Origin of the sequence: Caballeronia terrestris (assembly GCF_001544515.1) — a bacterium.
GTDB classification, from domain to species: Bacteria; Pseudomonadota; Gammaproteobacteria; order Burkholderiales; family Burkholderiaceae; genus Caballeronia; species Caballeronia terrestris.
The window spans coordinates 56,993-81,989 of sequence record NZ_FCOL02000022.1; the positions used below are offsets into that span (position 1 = coordinate 56,993).

Annotated in this window: 23 protein-coding genes and 1 riboswitch; of the genes, 17 read left to right on the forward strand and 6 right to left on the reverse strand. The window is 63.6% G+C overall.

Features of this window, described 5'->3' with window-relative positions; all coding sequences use genetic code 11:
* Window positions 1-18 precede the first annotated feature (18 nt).
* The 7 genes from AWB67_RS19205 to ugpQ all read left to right on the forward strand — a co-directional run bounded on the left by AWB67_RS19205 (window position 19) and on the right by ugpQ (window position 6,619).
* The gene (locus AWB67_RS19205; protein WP_087657867.1) at window positions 19-1,188 is read left to right on the forward strand and encodes a deoxyguanosinetriphosphate triphosphohydrolase; all 1,170 of its coding nucleotides are present in this window, start codon (window positions 19-21) and stop codon (window positions 1,186-1,188) included.
* A 135-nt stretch (window positions 1,189-1,323) separates the two neighbouring features.
* Complete coding sequence (gene ugpB / locus AWB67_RS19210) at window positions 1,324-2,649, forward strand: sn-glycerol-3-phosphate ABC transporter substrate-binding protein UgpB (protein ID WP_087657818.1); 1,326 nt, start codon at window positions 1,324-1,326, stop codon at window positions 2,647-2,649.
* Between the two features lie 63 nt (window positions 2,650-2,712).
* Window positions 2,713-3,597 (forward strand): sn-glycerol-3-phosphate ABC transporter permease UgpA, encoded by an 885-nt coding sequence (gene ugpA, locus AWB67_RS19215; RefSeq protein WP_087657819.1) that lies wholly within the window; start codon window positions 2,713-2,715, stop codon window positions 3,595-3,597.
* Complete coding sequence (gene ugpE, locus AWB67_RS19220; RefSeq protein ID WP_087657820.1) at window positions 3,594-4,439, forward strand: sn-glycerol-3-phosphate ABC transporter permease UgpE; 846 nt, start codon at window positions 3,594-3,596, stop codon at window positions 4,437-4,439. Before ugpA ends, ugpE begins: the two co-directional genes overlap by 4 nt.
* Before the next feature lie 16 nt (window positions 4,440-4,455).
* Window positions 4,456-4,767 carry an antibiotic biosynthesis monooxygenase family protein gene (locus tag AWB67_RS19225; protein ID WP_087657821.1) on the forward strand — a complete coding sequence of 104 codons (312 nt, stop codon included), beginning with the start codon at window positions 4,456-4,458 and terminating at the stop codon, window positions 4,765-4,767.
* 3 nt (window positions 4,768-4,770) lie between these two features.
* Window positions 4,771-5,856: a sn-glycerol-3-phosphate import ATP-binding protein UgpC gene (locus AWB67_RS19230; RefSeq protein WP_087657822.1), complete on the forward strand. Its 1,086-nt coding sequence runs from the start codon at window positions 4,771-4,773 to the stop codon at window positions 5,854-5,856.
* 19 nt (window positions 5,857-5,875) lie between these two features.
* Window positions 5,876-6,619, forward strand: a complete 744-nt coding sequence (gene ugpQ / locus AWB67_RS19235; RefSeq protein WP_087657823.1) for a glycerophosphodiester phosphodiesterase — start codon at window positions 5,876-5,878, stop codon at window positions 6,617-6,619.
* A 13-nt stretch (window positions 6,620-6,632) separates the two neighbouring features.
* Here the strand turns inward: ugpQ and AWB67_RS19240 are convergent, their stop codons facing one another.
* Entirely contained in the window at window positions 6,633-7,013 is a 381-nt protein-coding gene (locus AWB67_RS19240) for an ElaB/YgaM/YqjD family protein (protein ID WP_087657824.1), read from the reverse strand.
* Window positions 7,014-7,298: 285 nt separating this feature from the next.
* Window positions 7,299-8,024: an OmpW/AlkL family protein gene (locus AWB67_RS19245; protein WP_087657868.1), complete on the reverse strand. Its 726-nt coding sequence runs from the start codon at window positions 8,022-8,024 to the stop codon at window positions 7,299-7,301.
* A 204-nt stretch (window positions 8,025-8,228) separates the two neighbouring features.
* Between AWB67_RS19245 and AWB67_RS19250 the strand changes: the two genes are divergently transcribed.
* Complete coding sequence (locus AWB67_RS19250; protein WP_087657825.1) at window positions 8,229-8,936, forward strand: transposase; 708 nt, start codon at window positions 8,229-8,231, stop codon at window positions 8,934-8,936.
* A 149-nt stretch (window positions 8,937-9,085) separates the two neighbouring features.
* Here the strand turns inward: AWB67_RS19250 and AWB67_RS40825 are convergent, their stop codons facing one another.
* A complete protein-coding gene (locus tag AWB67_RS40825) occupies window positions 9,086-9,223 on the reverse strand; it encodes a hypothetical protein (protein WP_159964872.1) in 138 nt (45 codons plus the stop codon).
* A gap of 36 nt (window positions 9,224-9,259) precedes the next feature.
* Between AWB67_RS40825 and AWB67_RS19255 the strand changes: the two genes are divergently transcribed.
* Both AWB67_RS19255 and AWB67_RS19260 read left to right on the forward strand, forming a co-directional pair.
* Window positions 9,260-13,963: a glutamate synthase-related protein gene (locus AWB67_RS19255; protein ID WP_087657826.1), complete on the forward strand. Its 4,704-nt coding sequence runs from the start codon at window positions 9,260-9,262 to the stop codon at window positions 13,961-13,963.
* An 81-nt stretch (window positions 13,964-14,044) separates the two neighbouring features.
* Window positions 14,045-15,511 carry a glutamate synthase subunit beta gene (locus tag AWB67_RS19260; protein ID WP_087657827.1) on the forward strand — a complete coding sequence of 489 codons (1,467 nt, stop codon included), beginning with the start codon at window positions 14,045-14,047 and terminating at the stop codon, window positions 15,509-15,511.
* Between the two features lie 190 nt (window positions 15,512-15,701).
* Here the strand turns inward: AWB67_RS19260 and AWB67_RS19265 are convergent, their stop codons facing one another.
* From AWB67_RS19265 to AWB67_RS19275, 3 genes are all read right to left on the reverse strand, one after another.
* The gene (locus AWB67_RS19265; protein WP_087657828.1) at window positions 15,702-16,319 is read right to left on the reverse strand and encodes a DUF1828 domain-containing protein; all 618 of its coding nucleotides are present in this window, start codon (window positions 16,317-16,319) and stop codon (window positions 15,702-15,704) included.
* A 65-nt stretch (window positions 16,320-16,384) separates the two neighbouring features.
* Window positions 16,385-16,867, reverse strand: coding sequence for a hypothetical protein (locus AWB67_RS19270; protein WP_087657829.1), 483 nt, complete (start codon window positions 16,865-16,867; stop codon window positions 16,385-16,387).
* 146 nt (window positions 16,868-17,013) lie between these two features.
* Complete coding sequence (locus tag AWB67_RS19275; protein WP_087657830.1) at window positions 17,014-18,756, reverse strand: ABC transporter ATP-binding protein/permease; 1,743 nt, start codon at window positions 18,754-18,756, stop codon at window positions 17,014-17,016.
* 287 nt (window positions 18,757-19,043) lie between these two features.
* A riboswitch (TPP riboswitch) is annotated at window positions 19,044-19,159 on the forward strand.
* 185 nt (window positions 19,160-19,344) lie between these two features.
* On the opposite strand from AWB67_RS19275, the gene AWB67_RS19280 reads away from it, so the two are divergent.
* The 7 genes from AWB67_RS19280 to mlaD all read left to right on the forward strand — a co-directional run bounded on the left by AWB67_RS19280 (window position 19,345) and on the right by mlaD (window position 24,996).
* Window positions 19,345-20,508, forward strand: coding sequence for an FAD-dependent oxidoreductase (locus AWB67_RS19280; protein ID WP_235025219.1), 1,164 nt, complete (start codon window positions 19,345-19,347; stop codon window positions 20,506-20,508).
* A gap of 30 nt (window positions 20,509-20,538) precedes the next feature.
* The gene (gene thiS, locus AWB67_RS19285) at window positions 20,539-20,736 is read left to right on the forward strand and encodes a sulfur carrier protein ThiS (protein ID WP_087657831.1); all 198 of its coding nucleotides are present in this window, start codon (window positions 20,539-20,541) and stop codon (window positions 20,734-20,736) included.
* A 35-nt stretch (window positions 20,737-20,771) separates the two neighbouring features.
* Complete coding sequence (locus AWB67_RS19290; RefSeq protein WP_087657832.1) at window positions 20,772-21,587, forward strand: thiazole synthase; 816 nt, start codon at window positions 20,772-20,774, stop codon at window positions 21,585-21,587.
* Window positions 21,584-22,669: a thiamine phosphate synthase gene (thiE, locus tag AWB67_RS19295; protein ID WP_087657833.1), complete on the forward strand. Its 1,086-nt coding sequence runs from the start codon at window positions 21,584-21,586 to the stop codon at window positions 22,667-22,669. Before AWB67_RS19290 ends, thiE begins: the two co-directional genes overlap by 4 nt.
* Before the next feature lie 98 nt (window positions 22,670-22,767).
* Window positions 22,768-23,583, forward strand: a complete 816-nt coding sequence (locus AWB67_RS19300; RefSeq protein ID WP_087657834.1) for an ABC transporter ATP-binding protein — start codon at window positions 22,768-22,770, stop codon at window positions 23,581-23,583.
* Window positions 23,580-24,347, forward strand: coding sequence for a lipid asymmetry maintenance ABC transporter permease subunit MlaE (mlaE, locus tag AWB67_RS19305; protein WP_087657835.1), 768 nt, complete (start codon window positions 23,580-23,582; stop codon window positions 24,345-24,347). The genes AWB67_RS19300 and mlaE overlap by 4 nt, the downstream gene beginning before the upstream one ends.
* A 94-nt stretch (window positions 24,348-24,441) precedes the next feature.
* Window positions 24,442-24,996: an outer membrane lipid asymmetry maintenance protein MlaD gene (mlaD, locus tag AWB67_RS19310; RefSeq protein ID WP_087657836.1), complete on the forward strand. Its 555-nt coding sequence runs from the start codon at window positions 24,442-24,444 to the stop codon at window positions 24,994-24,996.
* Window position 24,997 lies beyond the last annotated feature (1 nt).

Below are 24,997 nucleotides of genomic sequence, written 5' to 3' on the forward strand. Positions count from 1 at the left end.
ACGCCCACCTCGTTCGCGATGGAGGCGCATCTCGCGCCGTACGCCGCTCACTCGGCGACATCGCGCGGGCGTCGTTATACGGAAGCGCCGCCCACCGCGCGCACCGAATTCCAGCGTGATCGCGACCGCATCGTCCATTCCACGGCGTTTCGCCGGCTCGAATACAAGACGCAGGTCTTCGTGAACCATGAGGGCGACCTCTTTCGCACGCGGCTCACGCACAGTCTCGAAGTGGCGCAGATCGCGCGGTCGGTGGCGCGCAACCTGCGCGTGAACGAAGACCTGGTCGAAGCGATTTCGCTCGCGCACGATCTCGGGCACACGCCGTTCGGCCATGCGGGACAGGACGCGCTGCACGAATGCATGCGCGATCACGGCGGCTTCGAGCACAACCTGCAGAGCCTCGCAGTCGTCGATCAACTCGAAGAACACTACGGCGCGTTCAACGGCCTCAATCTCTGCTTCGAAACGCGCGAAGGCATTCTCAAGCATTGCTCGCGCGAAAACGCACGCAAGCTCGGCGATCTTGGCGAGCGGTTTTTGACGGGCCGCCAGCCGTCGATCGAAGCACAGATCGCGAACGTCGCCGACGAAATCGCGTACAACAATCACGACGTCGACGACGGCCTGCGCTCCGGTTTCATCACGCTCGAGCAACTGGCCGACGTGAGCCTCTGGCACACGCATCACGAGGCGGCGCGAAGCGAGTATCCGCGCATCGACGGACGGCGGCTGATTCACGAGACGATTCGCCGGATCATCAACACGCTGATCGTCGACCTGATCGACACCACGAACGACAATCTCGCGCGCATCGCGCCCGAATCGCTCGACGACGTGCGCAATGCGCCGCCGCTCGTCGCGCACAGTGAGGAAGTCGCGGCGCAGGCCGCCGCGCTCAAGCGCTTCCTGTTCAAGAACCTGTATCGGCACTATCGCGTGATGCGCATGGCGAACAAGGCGCGGCGCGTCGTGACGGGCCTTTTCGGCGCGTTCACCGAAGACCCGCGTCTCTTGCCGCCGTCGTATCAGGCGCGCGGGCCGGTCGCGGAGGAGTCGGCGAACGACGCCGCCGGGCCTACGTACAACGGGTCGCAGGCGCGCCTGATCGCACATTACATCGCGGGCATGACCGATCGGTACGCACTGAAGGAATATCAACGCCTGTTTGTCATCGACGATAACTAGAATCGGCGCTTTTGCAGTTCGACGGAAGCGCCTCAATTTCAACAACGCAACTACGTTGCATGGGACCAGAGTAAGCGCGTGCGGCCAGAGTAAGCGGGCCGACAGCGCCAACGCTGGTCGACAGGAGACACATCGATGAGTTTCAAGCCCTTGTTCCGCTCGATTTCGGCGGCCGCCGTCCTGACTTTCAGCGCCGTGAACGCCGCGCAAGCCGCGACGGAAGTCCAGTTCTGGCACGCGATGGAAGCCGCGCTCGGCGAACGCGTGAATGACATCGCCAACGATTTCAATGCGTCGCAAAGCGACTACAAGATCGTGCCGGTGTTCAAGGGCACCTACGACCAGACGCTCGCCGCGGGCATCGCGGCGTATCGCAGCGGCAACGCGCCCGCGATCCTGCAAGTGTACGAAGTCGGCACGGCCACGATGATGCAGGCGAAGAAGGCGGTCATCCCGGTCTCGGACGTGTTCAAGCAGGCCGGCGTCCCGCTCGACGAAAAGGCGTTCGTGCCGACCATCTCCGGCTACTACAGCGACGCGAAGACCGGCCACCTGATCTCGATGCCGTTCAACAGCTCGACGCCCGTCCTCTACTACAACAAGGAAGCGTTCAAGAAGGCCGGGCTCGATCCGAACCAGCCGCCCAAGACGTGGGCCGACGTCGAAGCCGATGCGAAGAAGCTGAAGGCATCGGGATTGTCGTGCGGTTATTCGTCGGGATGGCAAAGCTGGATTCAGCTCGAGAACTACAGCGCGTGGCACGCCGCGCCGTTCGCGACGCAGAACAACGGCTTCAACGGCCCCGACGCCAAGCTCGAATTCAACAAGCCGCTGCAGGTCGCGCACATCCAGTTCCTGCAGGACATGGCGAAGGAAGGCACGTTCACCTATGTCGGCCGCAAGGACGAACCGGTGTCGAAGTTCTATAGCGGCGACTGCGGGATCATCACGAACTCGTCGGGCTCGCGCGCGACGATCAAGAAATACGCGAAGTTCGATTTCGGCGTCGGCATGATGCCGTACGACGCGAACGTGAAGGGCTCGCCGCAAAACGCGATCATCGGCGGCGCGAGTCTCTGGGTGCTCGCGGGCAAGGACCCGGCGGTGTACAAGGGCGTCGCGAAATTCCTCGCGTATCTGAGCTCGCCGCCCGTCGCGGCGAAGTGGCATCAGGACACGGGCTACCTGCCGGTCACGACCGCCGCGTATGAACTGACGCAAAAAGACGGCTTTTACGACAAGAACCCCGGCGCCGATGTCGCGATCAGGCAGATGCTGAACAAGCCGCCGCTCGCGTACACGAAGGGTTTGCGGCTCGGCAACATGCCGCAGATCCGCACGGTGGTCGACGAAGAACTTGAGCAGGTTTGGGCGCAGAAGAAGTCGCCGAAGGAAGCGCTCGATTCATCGGTCACGCGCGGCGACGAGTTGCTGCGACGCTTCGAAAAAGCGGGCAGCTAAGCAGCGGTCCCCGGCCGCGCCCGATCGGGCGCGGCCGTTCCTTTCGCGCATCAGGATCAGTCGATGGAAAAGCGGTCTCGTTTCAACACGAGCGTGTTGCCGTACCTGCTGGTCGCGCCGCAGCTCGCGATCACGGCATTTTTCTTTCTATGGCCTGCGGGCGAGGCGCTCTGGCAGGCCACGCAGAGCCAGGACGCGTTCGGCACGTCGAGCGAATTCGTCGGGCTCGCCAACTTCAAGCAGCTTTTCAACGATCCGCTGTATCTGTCGTCGTTCAATACGACGCTGATCTTCTGCTCTCTCGTCACCGTGTCGGGGCTCGTGATCTCGCTCCTGCTCGCCGCGTGCGCTGATCGCGTCACGCGTGGCGCGAAGGCGTATCAGACGCTTCTGATCTGGCCGTACGCCGTCGCGCCCGCGATCGCCGCCGTGCTGTGGTCGTTCCTGTTCAACCCGAGCATCGGCCTCGTAACGTACGCGCTCTCGAAATACGGCATCGTGTGGAATCACGCGCTGAACGGCTCGCAGGCGATGTTTCTCGTCGTGCTTGCGTCAGTGTGGAAGCAGGTGAGCTACAACTTCCTGTTCTTCTACGCGGGCCTGCAAGCGATTCCGCGCTCGCTGATCGAAGCCGCCGCCATCGACGGTGCCGGTCCCGTGCGGCGTTTTTTCGGCATCGCGTTGCCGCTCCTTTCGCCGACGAGTTTCTTCCTGCTCGTCGTCAATCTCGTCTATGCGTTCTTCGATACCTTCCCCGTCATCGACGCAGCCACCGGCGGCGGCCCCGCCCAATCGACGAAGACGCTCATCTACAAGATCTTCGCCGAAGGCTTCCAGGGCCTCGACATCGGCAGTTCGGGCGCGCAGTCGGTCGTGCTGATGGCGATCGTCGTTGGCCTGACGGTCGTGCAGTTCCGCTTCATCGAGCGCAGGGTGCAATATTCATGATCGAGAATCGCCGCGGTTTCGACATCTTCTGCCACGCCGTGCTGATCGTGGGCGTGTTGCTCGTCGTGTTTCCGGTCTACGTCGCGTTCTGCGCGGCCACGATGAACGACAAGGAAGTGTTCAGCGTGCCGCTTTCGCTGATCCCGAGCACGCATCTGTTCGAGAACATCGCGAACATCTGGACGCGCGGCAGCGGCAACGCCGCCGCGCCGTTCGGCCGCATGCTGCTGAACAGCCTCGTGATGGCGCTCGTGATCTCGATCGGCAAGATCGCTGTTTCGATGATCTCCGCGTATGCCATCGTCTTCTTCCGCTTTCCGTTCAAGAATCTCGCGTTCTGGCTGATCTTCGTCACGTTGATGTTGCCAGTCGAAGTGCGTATTTTCCCGACGGTGCAAGTCGTATCGTCGATGCATCTTTCGAACACGTATGCCGGCCTCACGCTGCCGCTGATCGCTTCGGCGACGGCAACGTTCCTCTTCCGCCAGTTCTTCATGACGCTGCCCGACGAGCTGATGGAGGCGGCGCGCATCGACGGCGCGGGGCCGCTGCGTTTCTTTTGGGACGTCGTGCTGCCGCTTTCGAAGACGAACATCGCCGCGCTCTTCGTGATCACGTTCATCTACGGCTGGAACCAGTATCTGTGGCCGATCCTGATCACGAGCCAGCAGTCGCTGCAGACGGCGGTGGTCGGCATCAAGAGCATGATCGCTTCCGGCGACACCGCCACCGAATGGCACCTCGTCATGAGCGCGACGCTGCTCGCGATGCTGCCGCCGCTCGCCGTCGTGCTGACGATGCAGCGCTGGTTCGTGCGCGGCCTCGTCGATTCCGAAAAATAACTGGAGACCTGACCTCATGATTCTCGAGATTGCGCAGTTGCCGGTGAAGGCCGGCGAGAAGGCCGCGTTCGAAGCCGCCTTCGAAGAAGCGCAGAAGATCATCGCCGCGCAACCCGGCTACCGTTCGCACGAACTGGTGCGCGGCGCCGATGCCGGCAACGGCTCGCGCTACGTGTTGCTCGTGCGCTGGGATTCGGTCGAGGCGCACGATCCGGGCTTTCGCCAGTCCGCCGACTACCAGAAGTGGCGCGAGCAACTGCATCGTTTCTACGAACCCGGCATCGCCGTCGCGCATTTCGCGACGGTCGCGGGCGCGCTGGAAGGCTAGCCGATGGCCGCACTGACTCTGAACGCCGTCAAGAAAAGCTACGACGGAAAGTCGTTCGTGCTGCACGGCATCGACGTTGCCGTTGAGGACGGGGAGTTCGTCGTGATGGTCGGGCCGTCGGGCTGCGGGAAATCGACGCTGCTGCGCATGGTCGCGGGATTGGAGAGCGTGTCGGAGGGCACGATCTCGATTGGCGGCAAGGTCGTGAACAAGCTCGAGCCGAAGGATCGCGACATCGCGATGGTCTTCCAGAACTACGCGCTCTATCCGCACATGAGCGTCGCGCAGAACATGGCGTACGCGCTGAAAATCGGCGGCGTGGATCGCGCGACGATCGACAAGCGCGTCGCGAACGCGGCGCGCATCCTCGAACTCGAACCGCTGCTCGCGCGCAAGCCGCGCGAGCTGTCAGGCGGGCAGCGGCAGCGCGTCGCGATGGGCCGCGCGATCGTGCGCGAACCGGCCGTGTTCCTCTTCGACGAACCTTTGTCGAATCTCGACGCGAAGCTGCGCGTGCAGATGCGTCTCGAAATTCAGCGCCTGCACGCGCGGCTTGCGACGACGAGCCTCTACGTCACGCACGATCAGATCGAGGCGATGACGCTCGCGCAACGCGTGATCGTGATGAATCGCGGGCACGCCGAGCAGATCGGCGCGCCGACCGAAGTCTACGAGCGCCCGGCGACGGTGTTCGTCGCGAGCTTCATCGGCTCGCCGGCGATGAATCTGCTCGAAGGGCGCGTGTCGGACGACGGTTCCGTCTTCGAAGTCGCGGGCAACGGGCCGAAGCTGCCGCTCGCGGGCGTGCAGGGCATGGGGCGCGAGATGAACGGACGTGAGTGGATCGTCGGCATCCGGCCCGAGCACATGACGCCGGGTCAGCCGGGCATCGCGCATGTGACGCTGAACGTCGATTCGTGCGAGCTGCTCGGCGCCGATAACCTCGCGCACGGCAAGTGGGGCAAGCACGATGTGGCGGCGCGCTTGCCGCATGCGCATCGGCCGGAGGTCGGCGAGGCGCTGGAAGTCGCGCTGCCGGCGCATCGCCTGCATTTCTTCGATCCGGCGAGCGGGCTGCGTGCCAATTGAAGGGGAAGGAGACGCGATCATGAGAACCTGGCCTTATCCGTGCGTCGTCGCGCATCGCGGCGGCGGCAAGCTCGCGCCGGAAAACACCCTGGAAGCGATCGATACCGGGGCGCGGCTCGGTCTGAAGATGATCGAATTCGACGCGAAGCTGTCAGCGGACGACGTCGCTTTCCTCCTGCACGACGATGACGTCGATCGGACGTCGAACGGGCACGGCGCGGCGAAGTCGATGAGCTATGCGCAGATCGCGCAGCTAGACGCAGGAAGCTGGTTCGACGCGACGTTTGCTGGCGCGCGTATGCCGACGCTGGAGCAAGTGGCGGCGCGTTGCAAAAAGCACGGACTTTCGGCAAATGTCGAGATCAAGCCGTGCGAAGGGCGCGACGTGGACACCGGGCGGATCGTGGCGCAGGAATCGGCGCGCCTGTGGTCCGATGCCGAACCGGCGCCGCTGTTGTCATCGTTTTCCTACGCGGCGTTAGAAGCCGCACGCGATGCCGCGCCCGACCTGCCGCGCGGAATGCTGTATGGCGAGATTCCGCACGACTGGCAGGCGCAGACGGCGGCCCTCGCGTGCGTGTCGCTGCACGCGGACCACCGGAAGCTGACCGAAGCCCTGGTCGCGCAGATCAAGGACTCGGGGCTGCGGATTCTGGCCTATACCGTCAACGATCCCGAGCGCGCGCGGCTGCTCGCGCGCTGGGGCGTCGATGCGATCTGCACGGACCGCATCGACATTATCGGCGCAGATTTCGTCGAATAGGACGCGCGTGCTGCTACGAGCGCACGCGTGCGAGCAAGACACCCGCAACCAGTGCCAAACCGCCCACGAGCGCGATGGTCTGCCACGGCTTTTCGTGAATGTAGGCATCGGCGTCGGAAAGCGCGGCGTTCGCGCGTTGGCGCATTGCGAGATGCGTGTCGTTCAGACGCGAGCGCGCCGTATCGATGCGGCGCCCCAGCTGCGCCCTCAGGGCGGCGACATCGGCCTGCGTGCCGTCGGCGAGCGTGGATTCGAGTTCGGACAGCAGCGTGCGCAATTCGACGCCGATATCCTCGGCTGCTTCGCGTCCGTGGCGCGCGATACGACGGGCGCGACGGCTCGTCGAATTCCATGAATCTCCGATGGCGCCGCGCGTATTGGGAAGTGCATTCATAAGATCGCTCCGTCGATGGATGAATCGTGGATAGGCCGCGTAGCTGAAGTGCGGCGGGCAAACTCCTGAGGCAGCAGGTTCGATGCCGACGCTCGGTCGTGGTTCAATGAGTTTCCGACGCGCGTGGGTAGAAGCGTGCGCGCATGACGGCGAGAGGGCAAGTGTTACGCGAGATGCGTAAGAAATGCAATTGCGGGTTTTTAAGCAGTCAGATTTACAGGCGTGAAAATGCAAACGCCGCTGTGGCGTGGTGCAACAGCGGCGTTTTGCGTCGTACGGGCGGCCTCAGAACTTATAGCCAACCTTAACATACGTCACGATCGGATTCAGCGTGATACGCGCTTCCGACTTCACGTTGAGCACGCCGACAGGCGTCTGCGCCTGAGTGCTGAGCTTCGCGGTAGCCTTCATCGGAATGAAGGAGACCGACACGCCCGCGAACCAATGCTCGGTGAACGAATAATTGAAGCCGACATTAAAAACCGGTGCCCACGAACTATCCGTGTCTACACTGGTCGGACCATGCAGCACGCCGTTCTCAAACGCTCCATTGGTGATCTTCGCGTCCGAGAACCATGTGTAGGTCACGCCGAGGCCCACGTAGGGGCGAAACTTCGATTGCGGGCTCAGGAAGTGGTATTTGAAGAGCAGCGTCGGGCTCCACTGTTTCGCGGTGCCGAGCGTGCCGTAGGGTTCCAGCGAGCCCGTGCCTTCCAGGTTGAACTTGAGGGGCAGGCCCATTTCGAGTTCGGCCGCGATAGCGTCGGTGATGAAGTAGCCGACGGTGAAACCGGCGGTGTCGGCGCTAGAGATTCCCGCACCCGTGCCCGGTACGCTGATATTGACCGGACTTCCGCCTACACTTGTTTCTTTGAGCGGGCCGCTGCTGTCTTGCGGCGCGAAGTGAAACCAGCCTGTGGTGAGGTAGATGGAACCCGCGGATTGCGCATGTGCCGCCGTCGATATGCAGGCCAGCGCCGCCGCTCCTATAACCACTTGTTTTATTTTCAATTTGTGCTCCTCCAGAAAAAGCACGCTCATTATGAACACATCATTTCAAAGTAACCATAGCGCTGCCGTAGAGCATTTTCCCTAGCGGGAAGCGGCATTCGCGCCCGGCCGTCCGACGTTTCAAGGCTTTGCCCGAAAACGTCGATGCCGCCAACAGAGCGCCCCTTACGGGTGAACACCAACGCGACCAACGGATACTTCAGCATGGCACGGCTTGCACGACTCTATGTTCCCGAACAGCCGCAGCATGTCATCCTGCGCGGTCTCGACCAGCAGCCCGCATTCGTCGATGACCAGGACTACGACCTCTTTCTCGACTGCCTGAGAACGGCTTCACGCGATCATCAGCTCGCCGTTCACGCGTACGCACTGATGCCAGGCGCCGTCCATCTGCTCGTCACGCCACGCGACGAGTCCAGCCTCCCGAAGGCGATGCAGGCCGTTGGCCGCCGCTACGTCGCGCACTTCAATCGCCGCTACATGCGACGCGGCACCCTGTGGGAAGGCCGCTATCGGGCGACGGTTATCGAAGGGGAGCGGTACTTTCTGCTCGCGAGCCGCGTCGTGGAGATGGCACCGGTGCGTGCGCAACTCGCCGCCGCTCCGCAGGACTACAAGTGGTCGAGCTACCGGCATCACATCGGCATGACGCTCGATCCACTCATCACCGACCATCCGCTTTACTGGTCACTCGGCAACACGCCGTTCGAACGCCAGCACGCCTACAAGGAACTCTGCGAACAGCCGCTCGATGAACGCGAAGCGAATCGTCTGCTGCAGGCAACGCTCAAAGGCTGGGTGCTCGGCAGCGACTCGTATCGCGAGTGGGCGGGACGCGCCGCGAACCGCCGCGTGTCGCCGCTGCCGCGCGGCCGGCCGCGCAAGATTCGTGAAACTCCTCAGACTCAATAACGGCGCAACCCGCCAAAGCTGAAGCGCACTTCTGAAACGGCGTCTCGAAAATTCGATGCGCCGTTTATTTTTGGGTCTTTGGCGATTGAGACCCAATTAAATGGGGCATTCTTGCACCATATCGATAATCGGTGTCAGATCATCAGGTTTTATTTGCCATCTGCTTGATTCGTCGCGTATATTTCGATTTCCGGCGGTTTGGGGCGCTTGGCGCCCAGTGCACGACCGGCTTCGCGGCTTTTGTCAGAGTTATAGACGAAAGCGCGAGCAATAAGAATATGGTTCAACGGCCCTCCGGCCCCTCACAGAAGACGGTGTCCCTTATGAACGATCAACAGCAGCCGGGTTTCGGTTCGCTTCCCGCCGCGCAGGGGTTGTACGACCCCGCCAACGAACACGACGCTTGCGGCGTCGGTTTCGTCGCTCACATCAAGGGCAAGAAGAGCCACGAGATCATTCAGCAGGGTCTCAAGATCCTCGAAAACCTCGACCACCGGGGCGCCGTCGGCGCTGATCCGCTGATGGGCGACGGCGCGGGCATCCTGATCCAGGTGCCGGACGGCTTCTATCGCGAGGAGATGGCGAAGCAAGGCGTGACGCTGCCGCCGGCCGGCGAATACGGCGTCGGCATGATCTTTTTGCCGAAGGAACATGCTTCGCGGCTCGCGTGCGAGCAGGAACTGGAACGCACGGTGAAGGCCGAAGGCCAGACCGTGCTCGGCTGGCGCGACGTGCCCGTCGATGCCACGATGCCGATTTCGCCCACCGTCAAGGCGAGCGAGCCGCTGATCCGCCAGATCTTCATCGGGCGGGGCAAGGACATCGTCGTGACGGACGCGCTCGAGCGCAAGCTCTACGTCATTCGCAAGACCGCGAGCCACCGCATTCAAGCGCTCAAGCTCAAGCACGGCAAGGAATACTTCGTGCCGTCGATGTCGGCGCGTACGGTCGTGTACAAAGGGCTTTTGCTCGCGGGTCAGGTCGGCGTGTACTACCGCGACCTGCAGGACGACCGCACGGTCTCGGCGCTCGCGCTCGTGCACCAGCGCTTTTCGACCAACACGTTCCCCGCGTGGGAACTCGCTCACCCGTACCGGATGATCGCCCACAACGGCGAAATCAACACGGTGAAGGGCAACGTCAACTGGCTGAACGCGCGCACCGGCGCGATCGCGTCCTACGTGCTCGGCGACGACCTGCCGAAGCTCTGGCCGCTGATCTACCCCGGCCAGTCCGACACCGCCTCGTTCGACAACTGTCTCGAACTGCTCGTCATGGCCGGCTATCCGCTCGTCCACGCGATGATGATGATGATCCCGGAAGCGTGGGAACAGCACACGCTGATGGACGACAACCGCCGCGCGTTCTACGAATACCACGCCGCGATGATGGAGCCGTGGGACGGCCCCGCTGCAATCGCGTTCACGGATGGACGCCAGATCGGCGCGACGCTCGACCGTAATGGCCTGCGTCCGGCGCGCTTCATCGTCACCGATGACGACCTCGTGATCCTCGCGTCGGAATCGGGCGTGCTGCCGATTCCTGAGTCGAAGATCGTGAAGAAGTGGCGCCTGCAGCCGGGCAAGATGTTCCTGATCGACATGGAACAGGGCCGCATCATCGAGGACAAGGAGCTGAAGGACAACCTCGCGAACGGCAAGCCGTACAAGAGCTGGATCGACGCCGTGCGCATAAAACTCGACGAAATCGAGCCGAAGGCCGAGGAAGTCGACACGCAGCGCCGCGAAGCCGCCGCCTTGCTGGATCGCCAGCAGGCGTTCGGCTACACGCAGGAAGACCTCAAGTTCCTGATGGCGCCGATGGCGCAGTCGGGCGAGGAAGCTGTCGGTTCGATGGGCAACGACTCGCCGCTCGCCGTGATGTCGAGCAAGAACAAGACGCTGTATCACTACTTCAAGCAGCTCTTTGCGCAAGTGACGAACCCGCCGATCGACTCGATCCGCGAAAACATGGTGATGTCGCTCGTGTCGTTCATCGGCCCGAAGCCGAACCTGCTCGATACGACCAACATCAACCCGACGATGCGTCTCGAAGTGTCGCAGCCGGTGCTCGACTTCAAGGACATCGCGAAGATCCGCGCCATCGATAAGTACACCGGCGGCAAGTTCAGCTCGTACGAACTCAACATCTGCTACCCGGTCGCGTGGGGCAAGGAAGGCGTGGAAGCGCGCCTCGCGTCGCTGTGCGCGGAAGCCGTCGATGCCGTGAAATCCGGCTACAACATGCTGATCGTGTCGGACCGCAAGACGGACCGCGACAACGTCGCGATCCCCGCGCTGCTCGCGACGTCCGCGATCCATACGCATCTCGTGCAGCACGGCCTGCGCACGAGCACGGGCCTCGTCGTAGAAACCGGCTCGGCGCGCGAGACGCACCACTTCGCGCTGCTCGCGGGCTATGGCGCGGAAGCCGTGCATCCGTACCTCGCGCTGGAAACGCTCGCGCAGATGGCCGAAGGGCTCAAGGGCGACCTCTCGGCCGATAAGGCGATCTACAACTACACGAAGGCGGTCGGCAAGGGCCTGCACAAGGTCATGTCGAAGATGGGCATTTCGACGTACATGTCCTACACCGGTGCGCAGATTTTCGAAGCGGTCGGACTGTCGAGCGATCTCGTCGAGCAGTATTTCAAGGGCACGGCGTCGAAGGTCGGCGGCATCGGCATCTTCGAAGTGGCGGAGGAAGCGATTCGCCTCCATCGCGACGCATTCGGCGACAACCCCGTCCTCGCGACGATGCTCGACGCAGGCGGCGAGTATGCGTATCGCGTGCGCGGCGAAGAGCACATGTGGACGCCGGACGCGATCGCAAAGCTCCAGCACTCGGCGCGCAGCAACTCGTACCAGACGTACAAGGAATACGCGCACCTGATCAACGACCAGACGCGCCGTCACATGACGTTCCGCGGCCTGTTCGAGTTCAAGGTCGATCCGCACAAAGCCATCCCGCTCGACGAAGTGGAATCGGCGAAGGACATCGTCAAGCGTTTCGCGACGGGCGCGATGTCGCTCGGCTCGATCAGCACGGAAGCGCACGCCACGCTGGCGGTCGCGATGAACCGCATCGGCGGCAAGTCCAACACAGGCGAAGGCGGTGAGGACGAGAAGCGCTATCGGAACGAACTGCGCGGCATCCCGATCAAGACCGGCGACACGATGAAGTCGATCATCGGCGATGAAGTCGTCACCGACATCCCGCTGAAAGACGGCGATTCGCTGCGCTCGAAGATCAAGCAGGTCGCGTCCGGCCGCTTCGGCGTGACGGCGGAGTATCTGTCGTCGGCGGACCAGATCCAGATCAAGATGGCGCAGGGCGCGAAGCCGGGCGAAGGCGGTCAGTTGCCGGGGCACAAGGTGTCGGAGTACATCGGCAAGCTGCGGTACTCGGTGCCGGGCGTGGGCCTCATTTCGCCGCCTCCGCACCACGACATCTATTCGATTGAAGACCTGGCGCAGCTTATCCACGATCTGAAGAACGCGAATTCGTCGGCGAGCATCTCGGTGAAGCTCGTGTCGGAAGTGGGCGTCGGCACGGTCGCGGCGGGTGTGGCGAAGGCGAAGGCCGATCACGTCGTGATCGCGGGCCATGACGGCGGCACGGGCGCTTCGCCGCTGTCGTCGCTCAAGCACGCGGGCACGCCGTGGGAACTGGGCCTCGCCGAAACGCAGCAGACGCTCGTGCTCAACCGCCTGCGCGGCCGCATCCGCGTGCAGGCCGACGGCCAGATGAAGACCGGCCGCGACGTCGTGATCGGCGCGCTCCTCGGCGCTGATGAATTCGGCTTCGCGACGGCGCCGCTTGTCGTCGAAGGCTGCATCATGATGCGCAAGTGCCACCTGAACACGTGCCCGGTCGGCGTCGCGACGCAGGACCCGGTGCTGCGCGCCAAGTTCACCGGCCAGCCGGAACACGTCGTGAATTTCTTCTTCTTCATCGCCGAAGAAGTGCGCGAAATCATGGCGCAACTGGGCATCCGCAAGTTCGACGACCTGATCGGCCACCCCGAACTGCTCGACATGAAGAAGGGCATCGAGCACTGGAAGGCGAAGGGTCTCGACTTCTCGCGCATCTTCTATCAGGTGCCGCAGCACGGCGAAATCGCGACCCGTCACGTCGATGTGCAGGACCACGGCCTCGACAAGGCGCTCGACCACGTGCTGATCGAGAAGTCGAAGGCGGCGATCGAGAAGGGCGAGCATGTGTCGTTCATCCAGCCGGTGCGCAACGTGAACCGGACGGTCGGCGCGATGTTGTCGGGCCTGATCGCGAAGAAGCACGGCCACGACGGCCTGCCGGACGACGCCATCCACATCCAGTTGAAGGGAACGGCCGGCCAGAGTTTCGGCGCGTTCCTCGCGAAGGGCGTGACGCTAGACCTGGTCGGCGACGGCAACGACTACGTCGGCAAGGGGCTGTCGGGCGGGCGCATCATCATTCGCCCGACCAACGACTTCCGCGGCAAGTCCGAGGAAAACATCATCTGCGGCAACACGGTGATGTACGGCGCGATCGAAGGCGAATCGTATTTCCGCGGCGTCGCGGGCGAGCGCTTCTGCGTGCGCAACTCGGGCGCGACGGCGGTCGTCGAAGGCACGGGCGACCACGGCTGCGAATACATGACGGGCGGAACGGTCGTCGTGCTCGGCGAGACCGGGCGCAACTTCGCGGCGGGGATGTCGGGCGGCGTGGCGTTCGTCTACGATCCGGACGGCTCGTTCGCCGGCAAGTGCAACAAGTCGATGGTCGCGCTCGATCCGGTGCTGCAGCAGGCCGAACAGGAACGCACGATCGACCGCGCGCTCTGGCACACCGGCCAGACCGACGAAGCGCTGCTGAAGGGCCTGATCGAGCGTCACTTCCAGTTCACCGGATCGCCGCGCGCGAAGGCGCTGCTCGAAACCTGGGATGCGTCGCGCCGACAGTTCGTCAAGATCTTCCCGACCGAGTACAAGCGGGCGCTCGGCGAGCTTGGCGCGAAGAAGGCGAAGCAGGCGCTCGCGGCTTAAGCGGTTTCAATAGAAGGGCTCTCCGGCGCACGGCGCTGGAGGGTAAGTTCCTCACCAAATACAGAGAAAGAAGAGAACCATATGGGCAAGGCAACCGGTTTTCTCGAGTTCGAACGCCGCCACGAGGCGTACGAAGCACCGCTGACCCGCGTCAAGCACTACAAGGAATTCGTCCACGCGCTGTCCGACGAAGACGCGAAGATCCAGGGCGCGCGCTGCATGGATTGCGGCATTCCGTTTTGCAATAACGGCTGTCCGGTGAACAACATCATTCCGGACTTCAACGATCTCGTGTTCCAGCAGGACTGGAAGACTGCGATCGAAGTCCTGCATTCGACAAACAACTTCCCCGAATTCACCGGCCGGATTTGCCCGGCGCCGTGTGAAGCGGCCTGCACGCTCGGCATCAACGACGATCCGGTCGGCATCAAGTCGATCGAACACGCGATCATCGATAAAGCGTGGGCCGAAGGCTGGGTCGCGCCGCAGCCGCCGAAGCACAAGACCGGCAAGAAGGTCGCGGTCGTCGGCTCGGGGCCGGCGGGGATGGCCGTTGCGCAGCAACTGGCGCGGGCCGGACACGACGTCACCGTGTTCGAGAAGAACGATCGGATCGGCGGATTGCTGCGCTATGGCATTCCGGATTTCAAGCTGGAAAAGTGGCTGATCGATCGTCGCATGCGGCAGATGGAAGCCGAAGGCGTCGCGTTCCGGACGAGCGTGTTCATCGGCAAGGAAGGGCTGCCGTCGCACATCGGCAACACGGCGAAGGAAACCATCACGCCGGATGAGCTGCGCGAACAGTTCGACGCGATCGTGCTGTCGGGCGGCTCGGAAACGCCGCGCGACTTGCCGGTGCCGGGGCGCGAGCTGGAAGGCATCTACTACGCGATGGAGTTTTTGCCGCAGCAAAACAAGGTCAACGCGGGCGACAAGGTCGACGATCAACTGGTCGCGAAGGGTAAGCATGTCGTCGTGATCGGTGGTGGCGATACGGGGTCGGACTGCGTCGGCACGTCGAACCGGCATGGCGCGAAGGGCGTCACGCAGTTCGAACTGCTCGCCCAACCGCCCGGCGAAGAGAACAAGCCGCTCGTGTGGCCATACTGGCCGATCAAGCTGCGGACTTCGTCGTCGCATGAAGAGGGCTGCGAGCGCGACTGGTCGGTTGCGACGAAGCGCTTCGAGGGCAAGAACGGCAAGGTCGAGAAGCTGATCGCGGTGCGTGTGGAGTGGAAGAACGGGCGCATGCAGGAAGTGCCGGACTCCGAATTCGAGATGAAGGCCGATCTGGTGCTGCTCGCGATGGGGTTCACGCAGCCGCTGTCGCCGGTGCTGGAGGCGTTCGGCGTCGAGAAGGATGCGCGTGGGAATGTGCGCGCGGCGACTGAAGGTGAGAAGTCGTATTACACGTCGGAGAATAAGGTGTTCACCGCTGGCGATATGCGGCGTGGACAGTCGCTCGTCGTGTGGGCGATTCGCGAAGGACGGCAGTGCGCACGGTCGGTCGATGCGTTTTTGATGGGGCATAGCGAGTTGCCGCGGTAGGTTTCGCTGCGGTTTTCGCTGATGTGAAAAAGCCGGGCCCGCCGCAAAGCAGGCCCGGCTTTTTCGTGGCCGATCGGCGGGAGCGCTTCAGGCGCTTCTCAGCCGATGGCGGATCTTCTTTTCAAGCGCGGTTTTCGCGGTGATCGAGTCGACCATATCGTTGGCCGCGTTCATCAGGCGGCGCAAGTCGCTACTCGGGATCTCGCTCGCATCCTGAAAGACGACGATCGAATCGAACGCGGAAAATGTACGGATCGATGTGCTGAAGCACGATCGTCGCAAGCCGCGCGCGGTCGCGGGTCGGCACGCCGAAGATGAAGAGCGGCGAAGGCCCGCCGGTGATGGCGAAGTCGATCGGGTAATCGGCGGCATCGGGGACTTCGGGCGCAAGGTAATGCTCCTGCACCCGCTCCGCGCCGGCGATCTCCGCAAGGGTCAGCTTGAGATCGTCGAAAAATGTCGAGGCAATGCGTGATTTGCTCCAACTCTTGAGGTCGTTCACGCGAAGAAGCGCCTGCCCGTAACGCAGCAGCGACATGCCGATATGCTGCTCCTCCGTCTCCGACACGATCTGCCCGTCGTCGCCCAGCCTGGCGCCATATTCCGCGAGCATCCTGTCTAGCAGCACCCGCCGCGGGCCACGCGTCACCGCGCTTGCATCCGAATCATACGAAATGCGCATGAGGGTGGTGCCCGCGTCTTCCAGGCGCCAGCCGCCCATCGTCCGGCGCAGCCACACCGTGACAAAGTCGCCGTCCGCTTCGAGTAGCGGCATCGAGAGGCGCAAGGCGTCGCCGTCCTCCGACACTTCCAGCTCGGAGCACCATGTTTTCGCACAGGAGTCGCTTTACCGTTTCGGGCGCGTGGAGCATGTCAAAAGTCGAGGGTCGCTTGCAGCGAGTTGGAATTGACGGGCGCGATGTTGCAGTCGCGGCATAGGCAGTCGAAGGCGCCATCGACCGAATTGTAGTCGGAGATTGGTTCCGCGTATCCGGACGGATCGAGCCCGGCGCGGATGTAGCGCTGAGTGGTCATGTGCCGGTGATATGCCGCAGGCACCTTCGTGCCTTCGAGCACGTTCCGATGCGAGTGATACGCGCCGTTATAGCGGACCAGCACGAGAACTTCGTCGGCCGAGAACGTGCGCGCGAGTCCCACGGAAAAGACGCCCACGTTCGACGACGACACTCTCACGAAGACGCGGTACGTTTCCGTCGGACTCGTCGAGTGGCGCAGCAGGAAGTTCTTTTCCTTGTGTCCGCCCTTGGGCATCCATCGCGCGGCAGGATTGGCGATCATCTTGGGCGCGCGGCGCATCGCGTCCAGATCGATATCGGAGAGGGTTTGGAAGTCCATGCGCTGGTCGAATCCCGCGTCGCGTTTAACGAGCGGACAGTCCAGGCGTTGATGATTCGAGCCCGTTGCGCCAGCAGAAAAAAATCAGAAAAACCGTAGATCGATCATGCGATGCGCCCCCACGCATCGCCCCGCTCGCAAAAGAATCAAACTTCCGCCAGCGCTCGCTCGATCTCGATCTTGTAATCATGGAACAACGCGACCGATTCGCGATGCGCGACGCTCAAAATCGCCGCGTTCGGCAGCCGTTCCGTGAGCGTGTTGTAGATATGCAGTTCGTTATCGGCATCGAGCGCGCTGGTGGCTTCGTCGAGGAACAGGAAGTCGGGCTTGTGCAGAAGCACGCGCGCTGCGGCGAGCCGTTGATGCTCACCCGGCGACATCATTTTCGCCCAATGCCCGGCCTCTTCCAGCCGATCCCCATACGCTTCCAGATTGCAAGCACGCAGCACCTCGCGTGACTCCTCATCACTGAACGTACCGCCCGGCGACGGGTAGCTCAGCGCCGCCCGCAGCGTCCCGATCGGCAGATAGCTCTGCTGCGGAATGAACATCATCTTCGCGTCGACGGGCGCGTCGATCGTGCCGTCGCCGAACGGCCAGAGGCCCGCGAGCGCGCGCATCAGCGTGCTCTTGCCCGCCCCCGACGGCCCATGCACGAGCCAGCGCGATCCTGGTTCCACCGAGACATCCGGCACACGCGCGAGAGGCGTGCCGTTCGGGAGCGCGAGCGTCAGGTCGCGCGTAGTGAGCGCTTTCGTGCTCGTGTAGTGCAGGTTGATGCCGCCATGCACGGTCGCCGGCGACGAAGCTTCGCGAATATGCGTCGAGCGCATGACGCGCTTGAATTCGCGCAGACGATTCACCGTCGCGCGCCATTCGACCAGCGTCGAGTAACTGTTGATGAACCAAGAGAACGAATCGCTGACCGTACCGAACGCCGATGAAATCTGCATCAGCACGCCAAACGAGAATGCGCCCGCGAAGTAGCGCGGTGCCGCGACCATGATCGGGAAGATGATCGCAATCTGTCCGTAGAAACTCAGCACGAAGGTCATGCGCTTCGTGTACTTCATGATCATCCACCAGTTGTCGCGGATGCGCGCGAAGATGCCCTTCGCGTTGGCGGTTTCCGTCGCGATGCCGTCGTAGAACGCGATCTGCTCGGCGTTCTCGCGCACGCGGATCAGCCCGAAACGGAAATCGGCCTCGACTTTCTGCTGCTGGTAATTGATCGACACGAGCGGATGGCCGACCTTCTGGATGATCAGCGACCCGGCAATCGCGTACAGCGCCGCGGCCCAGACCATGTAGCCCGGAATCACGAGCGGCGTGCCGAACGCGGTCAGCGTCAGCGCGCCGGCGAGCGTCCACAGGATCGTGATGAAGGTGACGAGCGTGACGAGCGTCGAGAGCAGGTCGAGCGAGAGGGCGAGCGTTGTCGTGGCGAACGATTGCAGGTCGTCGCTGATCCGCTGGTCGGGGTTGTCAGCGAGGCGGTCGCGTTCGATGCGGTAGAACGCGCGGTCGCCGAGCCATTGCTCGAGGTATTTGTTGGTGAGCCACTGGCGCCAGCGAAAGCCGAGCATCTGCCGCAGATACCGCCCGTACACGGCGAGCAGGATGTACGCGAACGCGAGGCCGGTGAAGATCAGCAGCAGATGCGGAAAATCGGTGACGTTCTTGCTCTGCAGCGCGTTGTAGAAGTCGGCGTTCCAGCGGTTCAGGCGGACGTTGATCCACACCACCGTCATGTTGATCGCGATGATCGCGATCAGAAGGCCCCACGCGACGCCGCGTTCTTCCGAGACCCAATAGGGCCTGATGAGGCCCCACGTGGACACATTGTCGGCATCTTGCTGTGAGTTGTCGGATGTGCTGTTGGTCATGAGCTTCCTGATGTTGTGCCGGCGCCGTGGCCGGGTGAAACGCCGTGCAAAACGTGCTGAACGTCGTGCGAAGCGTGCAATTGCGGACCAAGGCGAAGTGACCCTGACGCGCGGATTGTTCCGCGCTTCCCTTAACTGCGGCTTAACAGGCCGGTGCGCGGCCGCCGCGCGGACGGCCGTGCCAATGCGGACCACGTTCGCGGCATTGTGCCAGAGTGCTGGATTTGGCGAAAAAAGCCGGGAATCCCCGGTTTGCGGCGGCTTCGGCTTTCATGCTTTAATGATCGTCGACGAAACAGGGGTGCTTCGCACGCGTTCATGCAGGACGACGCGGCGAGGCTGAGAGAAACCCTTTGCACCCGATCCGGGTAATACCGGCGAGGGAAGTTTCCGGAAAACGGTCGTTTTTCCAGTTTCTTCCAGTATTTAACCCGCCTTGGGCTCGATTTCACGACGCCCGGCCGGTCTCGCCGCTGATTCGTCCTTTGATTGTGCGTCTGCCGCACTCGAGGAAAGGGCCTGAGACCGGAATTCCCCGCCATCGGCTTTCCCGCGTGCCGCAGCTCGTTGCTGAGGAGGCATCGCATCGTGAATATCGACGTAGACCAGAGCGCCCGGCGCACCGCATCGGATGGCGCGCATCGGCCGGATTTCGCCGTCGTCGGCGGTGGGCTGTGCGGGCGGCTCGTCGCGTGGCAACTGGCGGGCGCGGGGCATCGGGTCGCGCTGTACGAGCGCGGCGACGCGGCCGGCACGCAGTCGGCGGCGTGGGTCGCGGCGGCGATGCTCGCGCCGCTCGCCGAAGCGGCCAGCGCCGAGCTGCTGATCACGGAACTCGGCGCGGCGTCGCTGGAACGCTGGCCGGCGTTGATCGCGCAATTGCCCGAGCCGGTTTTCTTCCAGCGCAACGGGACGCTCGTCGTCTGGCACGCGGGCGATCGCGCCGAAGCGCCCTTGTTCGAGCGCCGCCTGCGCGCCAACGCGCCGGCCGCGCTCTTCGACAACGGCTTCGTCAAGCTGGCGGGCGCGCAGGTCGCGCAGGCGGAGCCGTCGCTCGGGACGCGTTTCGCGCAGGGCTGGCTGCTGCCTCACGAAGGCCAGCTCGACAACCGGCAGGTGCTATCGGCACTGGCGGCGGGTTTGGCGCAACGCGGCGTTCAGACGCACTGGAACACCCCGATCGACGCCATGCCCGACGCCCGGTTCGTGATCGATTGCCGCGGACTCGGCGGCAAGCCCGCGTGGCCCGCGCTGCGCGGCATCCGCGGCGAAGTCGCGCGGGTGCATGCGCCGGGAATCGGTTTGACGCGGCCGGTGCGGCTGCTGCATCCGCGCTACCCGCTCTACATCGCGCCGAAACAGGGCGATTTGTACGTGATCGGCGCGACCGAAGTAGAGGGCGAGGACATGTCGCCCGTCACCGTGCGCTCGGCGCTCGAACTGCTGAGCGCGGCGTTCGCCGTGCATCCGGGTTTCGGCGAGGCACGCATCCTCGAACTCAACGCGCATTGCCGCCCGACGTTGCCCGACCATCGTCCGGCCATCGTCTGGGACGGGGCGCGGACCTTGCGGGTGAACGGTTTGTACCGCCACGGCTTCATGATCGCGCCGGAAGTCGCCGATGCCGCCGCGCAACTCGCCAGAGCGCTCCTCTCACAGACCGTATCCGGCCCCGATTCCTTCGACGACTTCCGCCACCGCGCGCGCTGGTCCGATTTACTGCACACCGAGCACACCGTGCCGTCGCTCTGAATACGCGCTAAATAGATAGAAGACATCGCCATGAACATCCACATCAATCAGAGGCCATTCGATCTGCCCGACGCGGCCACCGTCACCGATGCCCTCGCCGCGTTCGGCGCAAAGCCGCCGTTCGCGGTCGCGCTGAACGGCCAGTTCGTCGCGCGCGGGGAGCACGCGTCGAAGGCGCTCGCTGCGGGCGACAAGCTCGACGTCGTCGCGCCGGTCGCGGGCGGCTGATGACGCGATCACACGATCAAACACAGGATCGAATCATGACCACTACCACCATCACAACCGCCGACGCGCTCACGCTCTACGGCGAGGCATTTCCGAGCCGCGTGCTGCTCGGGACGTCGCGTTATCCGTCGCTGCAGTCGCTCTCAGATTCCATCGATGCCGCCAGGCCCGGCATGGTCACGGTCGCGTTGCGGCGCCAGTCGGCGACGGGCGAAGCCGGCTTCTTCGACGTGCTGAAGCGCCACGGCGTCGCGCTCCTGCCGAACACGGCGGGCTGCCAGAGCGTCGACGAGGTACTGACGACCGCCCACATGGCGCGCGAAGTTTTCGAGACGCCGTGGATCAAGCTCGAACTGATCGGCGACGACTACACGCTCCAGCCGGACCCGATCGGCCTGGTCGAAGCGGCGTCGAAGCTGATCCGCGACGGTTTTAAGGTGCTGCCGTACTGCACGGAAGACCTGGTGATCGGACGGCGTCTGCTCGACGTCGGCTGCGAGGCGCTGATGCCTTGGGGCGCGCCGATCGGCACGGGCAAGGGCGTGACGAATCCGTACGGCCTGCGCACGCTGCGCGAGCGGCTGCCGAACGTGCCGCTGATCGTCGATGCCGGGCTCGGCGTGCCGTCGCACGCGTGCCAGGTGATGGAATGGGGCTTCGACGGCGTGCTGCTCAACACAGCCGTCTCGCAGGCGACCTTCCCGCCGCAGATGGCGCGCGCGTTCGCGCTGGGCGTCGAGGCCGGTCGCATGGCCTATCTCGCCGGACCGATGGCCGAGCGCGACAGCGCGCAGGCGAGCACGCCGGTCGTCGGCATGCCGTTCTGGCACCAGGACGGAGGCGCGGCATGAGCTTGCTGAATCGCGAGATTTTCTGGCCGCCGGCGGACGAACTGACCGAAGTCGCCGAGCGGATTCGCGGGCAGCTCGGTGACTGGCCGGCGGCATCGACGCAATGGCGCGTCTGCCTGACGCCGCCTGAGGCGCACGGCGCGAGCGACCTGATCGTGTTCACGGAAACGCATGGCGCGGACGTCGAGCGTTTGCTGGCTGACGGCGCCGCCGTGCTCGAAGCGCACGGCGGACGGGCGGTGCTGCGTCGCGGGGACGCGCGTTTCGTGCTGGAAGGCGAGTGGTCGGACGACTGGCTCGCGGCGCTCGCGGCGTTTCTGGATTGCGATTTCGAGCCCCACGACGCGCTGGTGCTCGCGCTCGCCTGGCGCGCCGGCGATGAAAACAAGCCGGACGCATGGCCCGTCGATTTCGATACGTTCCCGCGCGTCGGCGACTTGCCGGCGCCGCCTTCCGTGCAGTTTCCGAGCTGTCCGGCGCGGCTCGGCCTGTATCCGGTGCTGCCGAGCGCTGAATGGGTCGCGCGTGTGCTGGACCTGGGCGTCACGACGGCGCAGCTACGCCGCAAATCCACCGATGCCGATGATCTGAAGCGCGAAATCGAAGGCGCGGTGAGCGCAGGACACAAGCATCAGGCGCAGTTGTTTATCAACGATCACTGGCGCGAGGCGATCGCAGCGGGCGCGTACGGCGTGCATCTCGGGCAGGAAGACGTGCAGACCGCCGACCTCGAAGCGATCGCCCAAGCCGGCGTGCGCCTCGGCCTTTCGACGCACGGCTACTACGAGATGCTGCGCGCGCTGCATTTCCGTCCTAGCTACCTGGCGCTCGGCGCCGTCTTCCCCACGACGACCAAGGTCATGCCGACCGCGCCACAAGGTCTCGCGCGGCTGGCACGATACGTGCGATTGCTGGACGGCCGCGTGCCGCTCGTGGCGATCGGCGGGGTGAACAGTGAAGTCTTGCGTGACGTGTTGGCGACGGGTGTCGGCAGCGCGGCGCTCGTACGCGCGGTGACCGAGGCGCCTGACACGGCGGCGGCGGTTACTGCGCTACAACAGGAGTTCGCGCAACAATGTTGAAAATTCGGAAAAATTCACTAGTCGAAAGGTAGGCCAAGGCATCGTTTACGCGTAGGCCCTATAATTCGGCCTCTTGCGTAAAAGGACTTACCGCTTCCGTGTCTGCATCCCCCGAGACCCTGCTTGAGCTTCGCGACGTCGACTTCGGTTACGGCGACCGGCTCGTTTTGTCGAACCTGAACATGCGTTTCACGCGTGGACAGGTGGTTGCAGTCATGGGCGGGTCGGGCTGCGGCAAGACCACGGTGCTGCGCCTGATCGGCGGATTGGTGAAGGCGAAGCGCGGACAAGTGCTGTTCGGCGGCGCGGATGTCGGCGCCCAGACGCGCGACGGCCTCTACGCGCTGCGCCGCAAGATGGGCATGCTGTTCCAGTTCGGTGCGCTTTTCACCGATCAGACCGTCTTCGAAAACGTCGCTTTCCCGCTGCGCGAACACACCGATCTTCCCGAAGAACTCCTGCGCGACCTCGTGCTGATGAAGCTCAACGCGGTCGGCCTGCGTGGCGCGCGCGATCTCGCGCCGTCGGAGATTTCGGGCGGCATGGCGCGCCGCGTGGCGCTCGCACGCGCCATCGCGCTCGATCCGCAACTGATGATGTACGACGAGCCGTTCGCCGGACTCGACCCCATTTCGCTCGGCATTACGGCGAACCTGATCCGCACGCTGAACAGCGCGCTTGGCGCGACGTCGATTCTCGTCACGCACGACGTGCCGGAGTCGTTCGCTATCGCCGATTACGTTTATTTCATCGCGAACGGCGGCATTCTGGCCGAAGGTACGCCGGAACAATTGCGTGCATCGACCGATCCGTCGGTGCGCCAGTTTATCGACGGTGCGCCCGACGGCCCGTTCAAGTTCCACTACGCCAGCGCGCCGCTCGCGGCGGATTTCGGTATCGGAGGTCAGGCATGATCAGCGCGCTCGGACGCTGGGTGCTCGACGGCTTCGGCACCGCCGGTTACGCGACGCGCATGTTCGTGCGCCTGGTGCTCGAAATCTTCCCGCTACTGCGCCGCCCGCGCCTTGTCACGAAACAGATTCATTTTGTCGGCAATTATTCGCTGGTGATTATTGCGGTGTCGGGGTTGTTCGTTGGCTTCGTGCTGGGCTTGCAGGGGTACTACACGCTCAATCGCTATGGCTCGGAGCAGGCGCTCGGGTTGCTCGTGGCGCTGTCGCTTGTGCGTGAGCTCGGGCCGGTGGTCACCGCGCTCCTGTTCGCCGGGCGCGCGGGCACGTCGCTCACCGCCGAAATCGGGTTGATGAAAGCCGGCGAGCAACTGACGGCGATGGAAATGATGGCCGTCGATCCGCTGAAAGTCGTGGTCGCGCCCCGCATGTGGGCCGGCATCATCTCGATGCCGATCCTCGCCGCGATCTTCAGCGCGGTCGGCGTGATCGGCGGGTACGTGGTGGGTGTGCTGATGATCGGTGTCGATGCCGGCGCGTTCTGGTCGCAAATGCAGGGCGGCGTGGACGTGTGGCGCGATGTCGGCAACGGCGTGATCAAGAGCATCGTGTTCGGCTTCGCGGTGACGTTCATCGCGCTGTTTCAGGGCTACGAAGCCAAGCCGACGCCCGAAGGCGTGTCGCGCGCGACGACCAGGACGGTCGTGTACGCGTCGCTCGCCGTGCTCGGTCTCGATTTCCTGCTGACCGCGTTGATGTTCAGCTAACGCATTGATTAAAAAGGGCGCTCGCGCATCGCGGGCGTGGCGCACGGCGCAGTCCTGCGCACCTTTTAGCGACAAGATTCTCTTTGGATAGACGATGAAAAAGACTGCTCTCGACTTCTGGGTCGGCCTCTTCGTGGTGCTGGGTTTCGTGGCGCTGCTGTTTCTTGCTCTGAAAGCCGGAAACATGAGTTCGCTGTCGTTCCAGCCGACTTACGCCGTGAAGCTCAAGTTTGACAACATCGGCGGGCTGAAGGCACGCGCGCCGGTGAAGAGCGCGGGCGTGACGGTCGGCCGGGTTGGTTCGATCGGCTTCGACCAGAACACGTATCAGGCCGTCGTGACCATCGATATCGACAAGCAATTCGGGTTTCCCAAGGATTCGTCGGCGAAGATCCTGACCTCGGGCCTGCTCGGCGAGCAGTACATCGGCCTCGAACCCGGCGGCGACGACCAGATGCTCAAGAACGGCGACACCATTTCGATGACGCAATCGGCCGTCGTGCTGGAAAACCTGATCGGTCAGTTCCTGTACAACAAGGCGGCGGATTCGGGCGCGTCGAAACCGCCCGCGTCGCCCGCTGCGACCGCACCCGCGCCGGCGTTCCCGGGTGCGGCAAGCGCGATGGGCGCGAGTTCGGCCGGTCAATAAG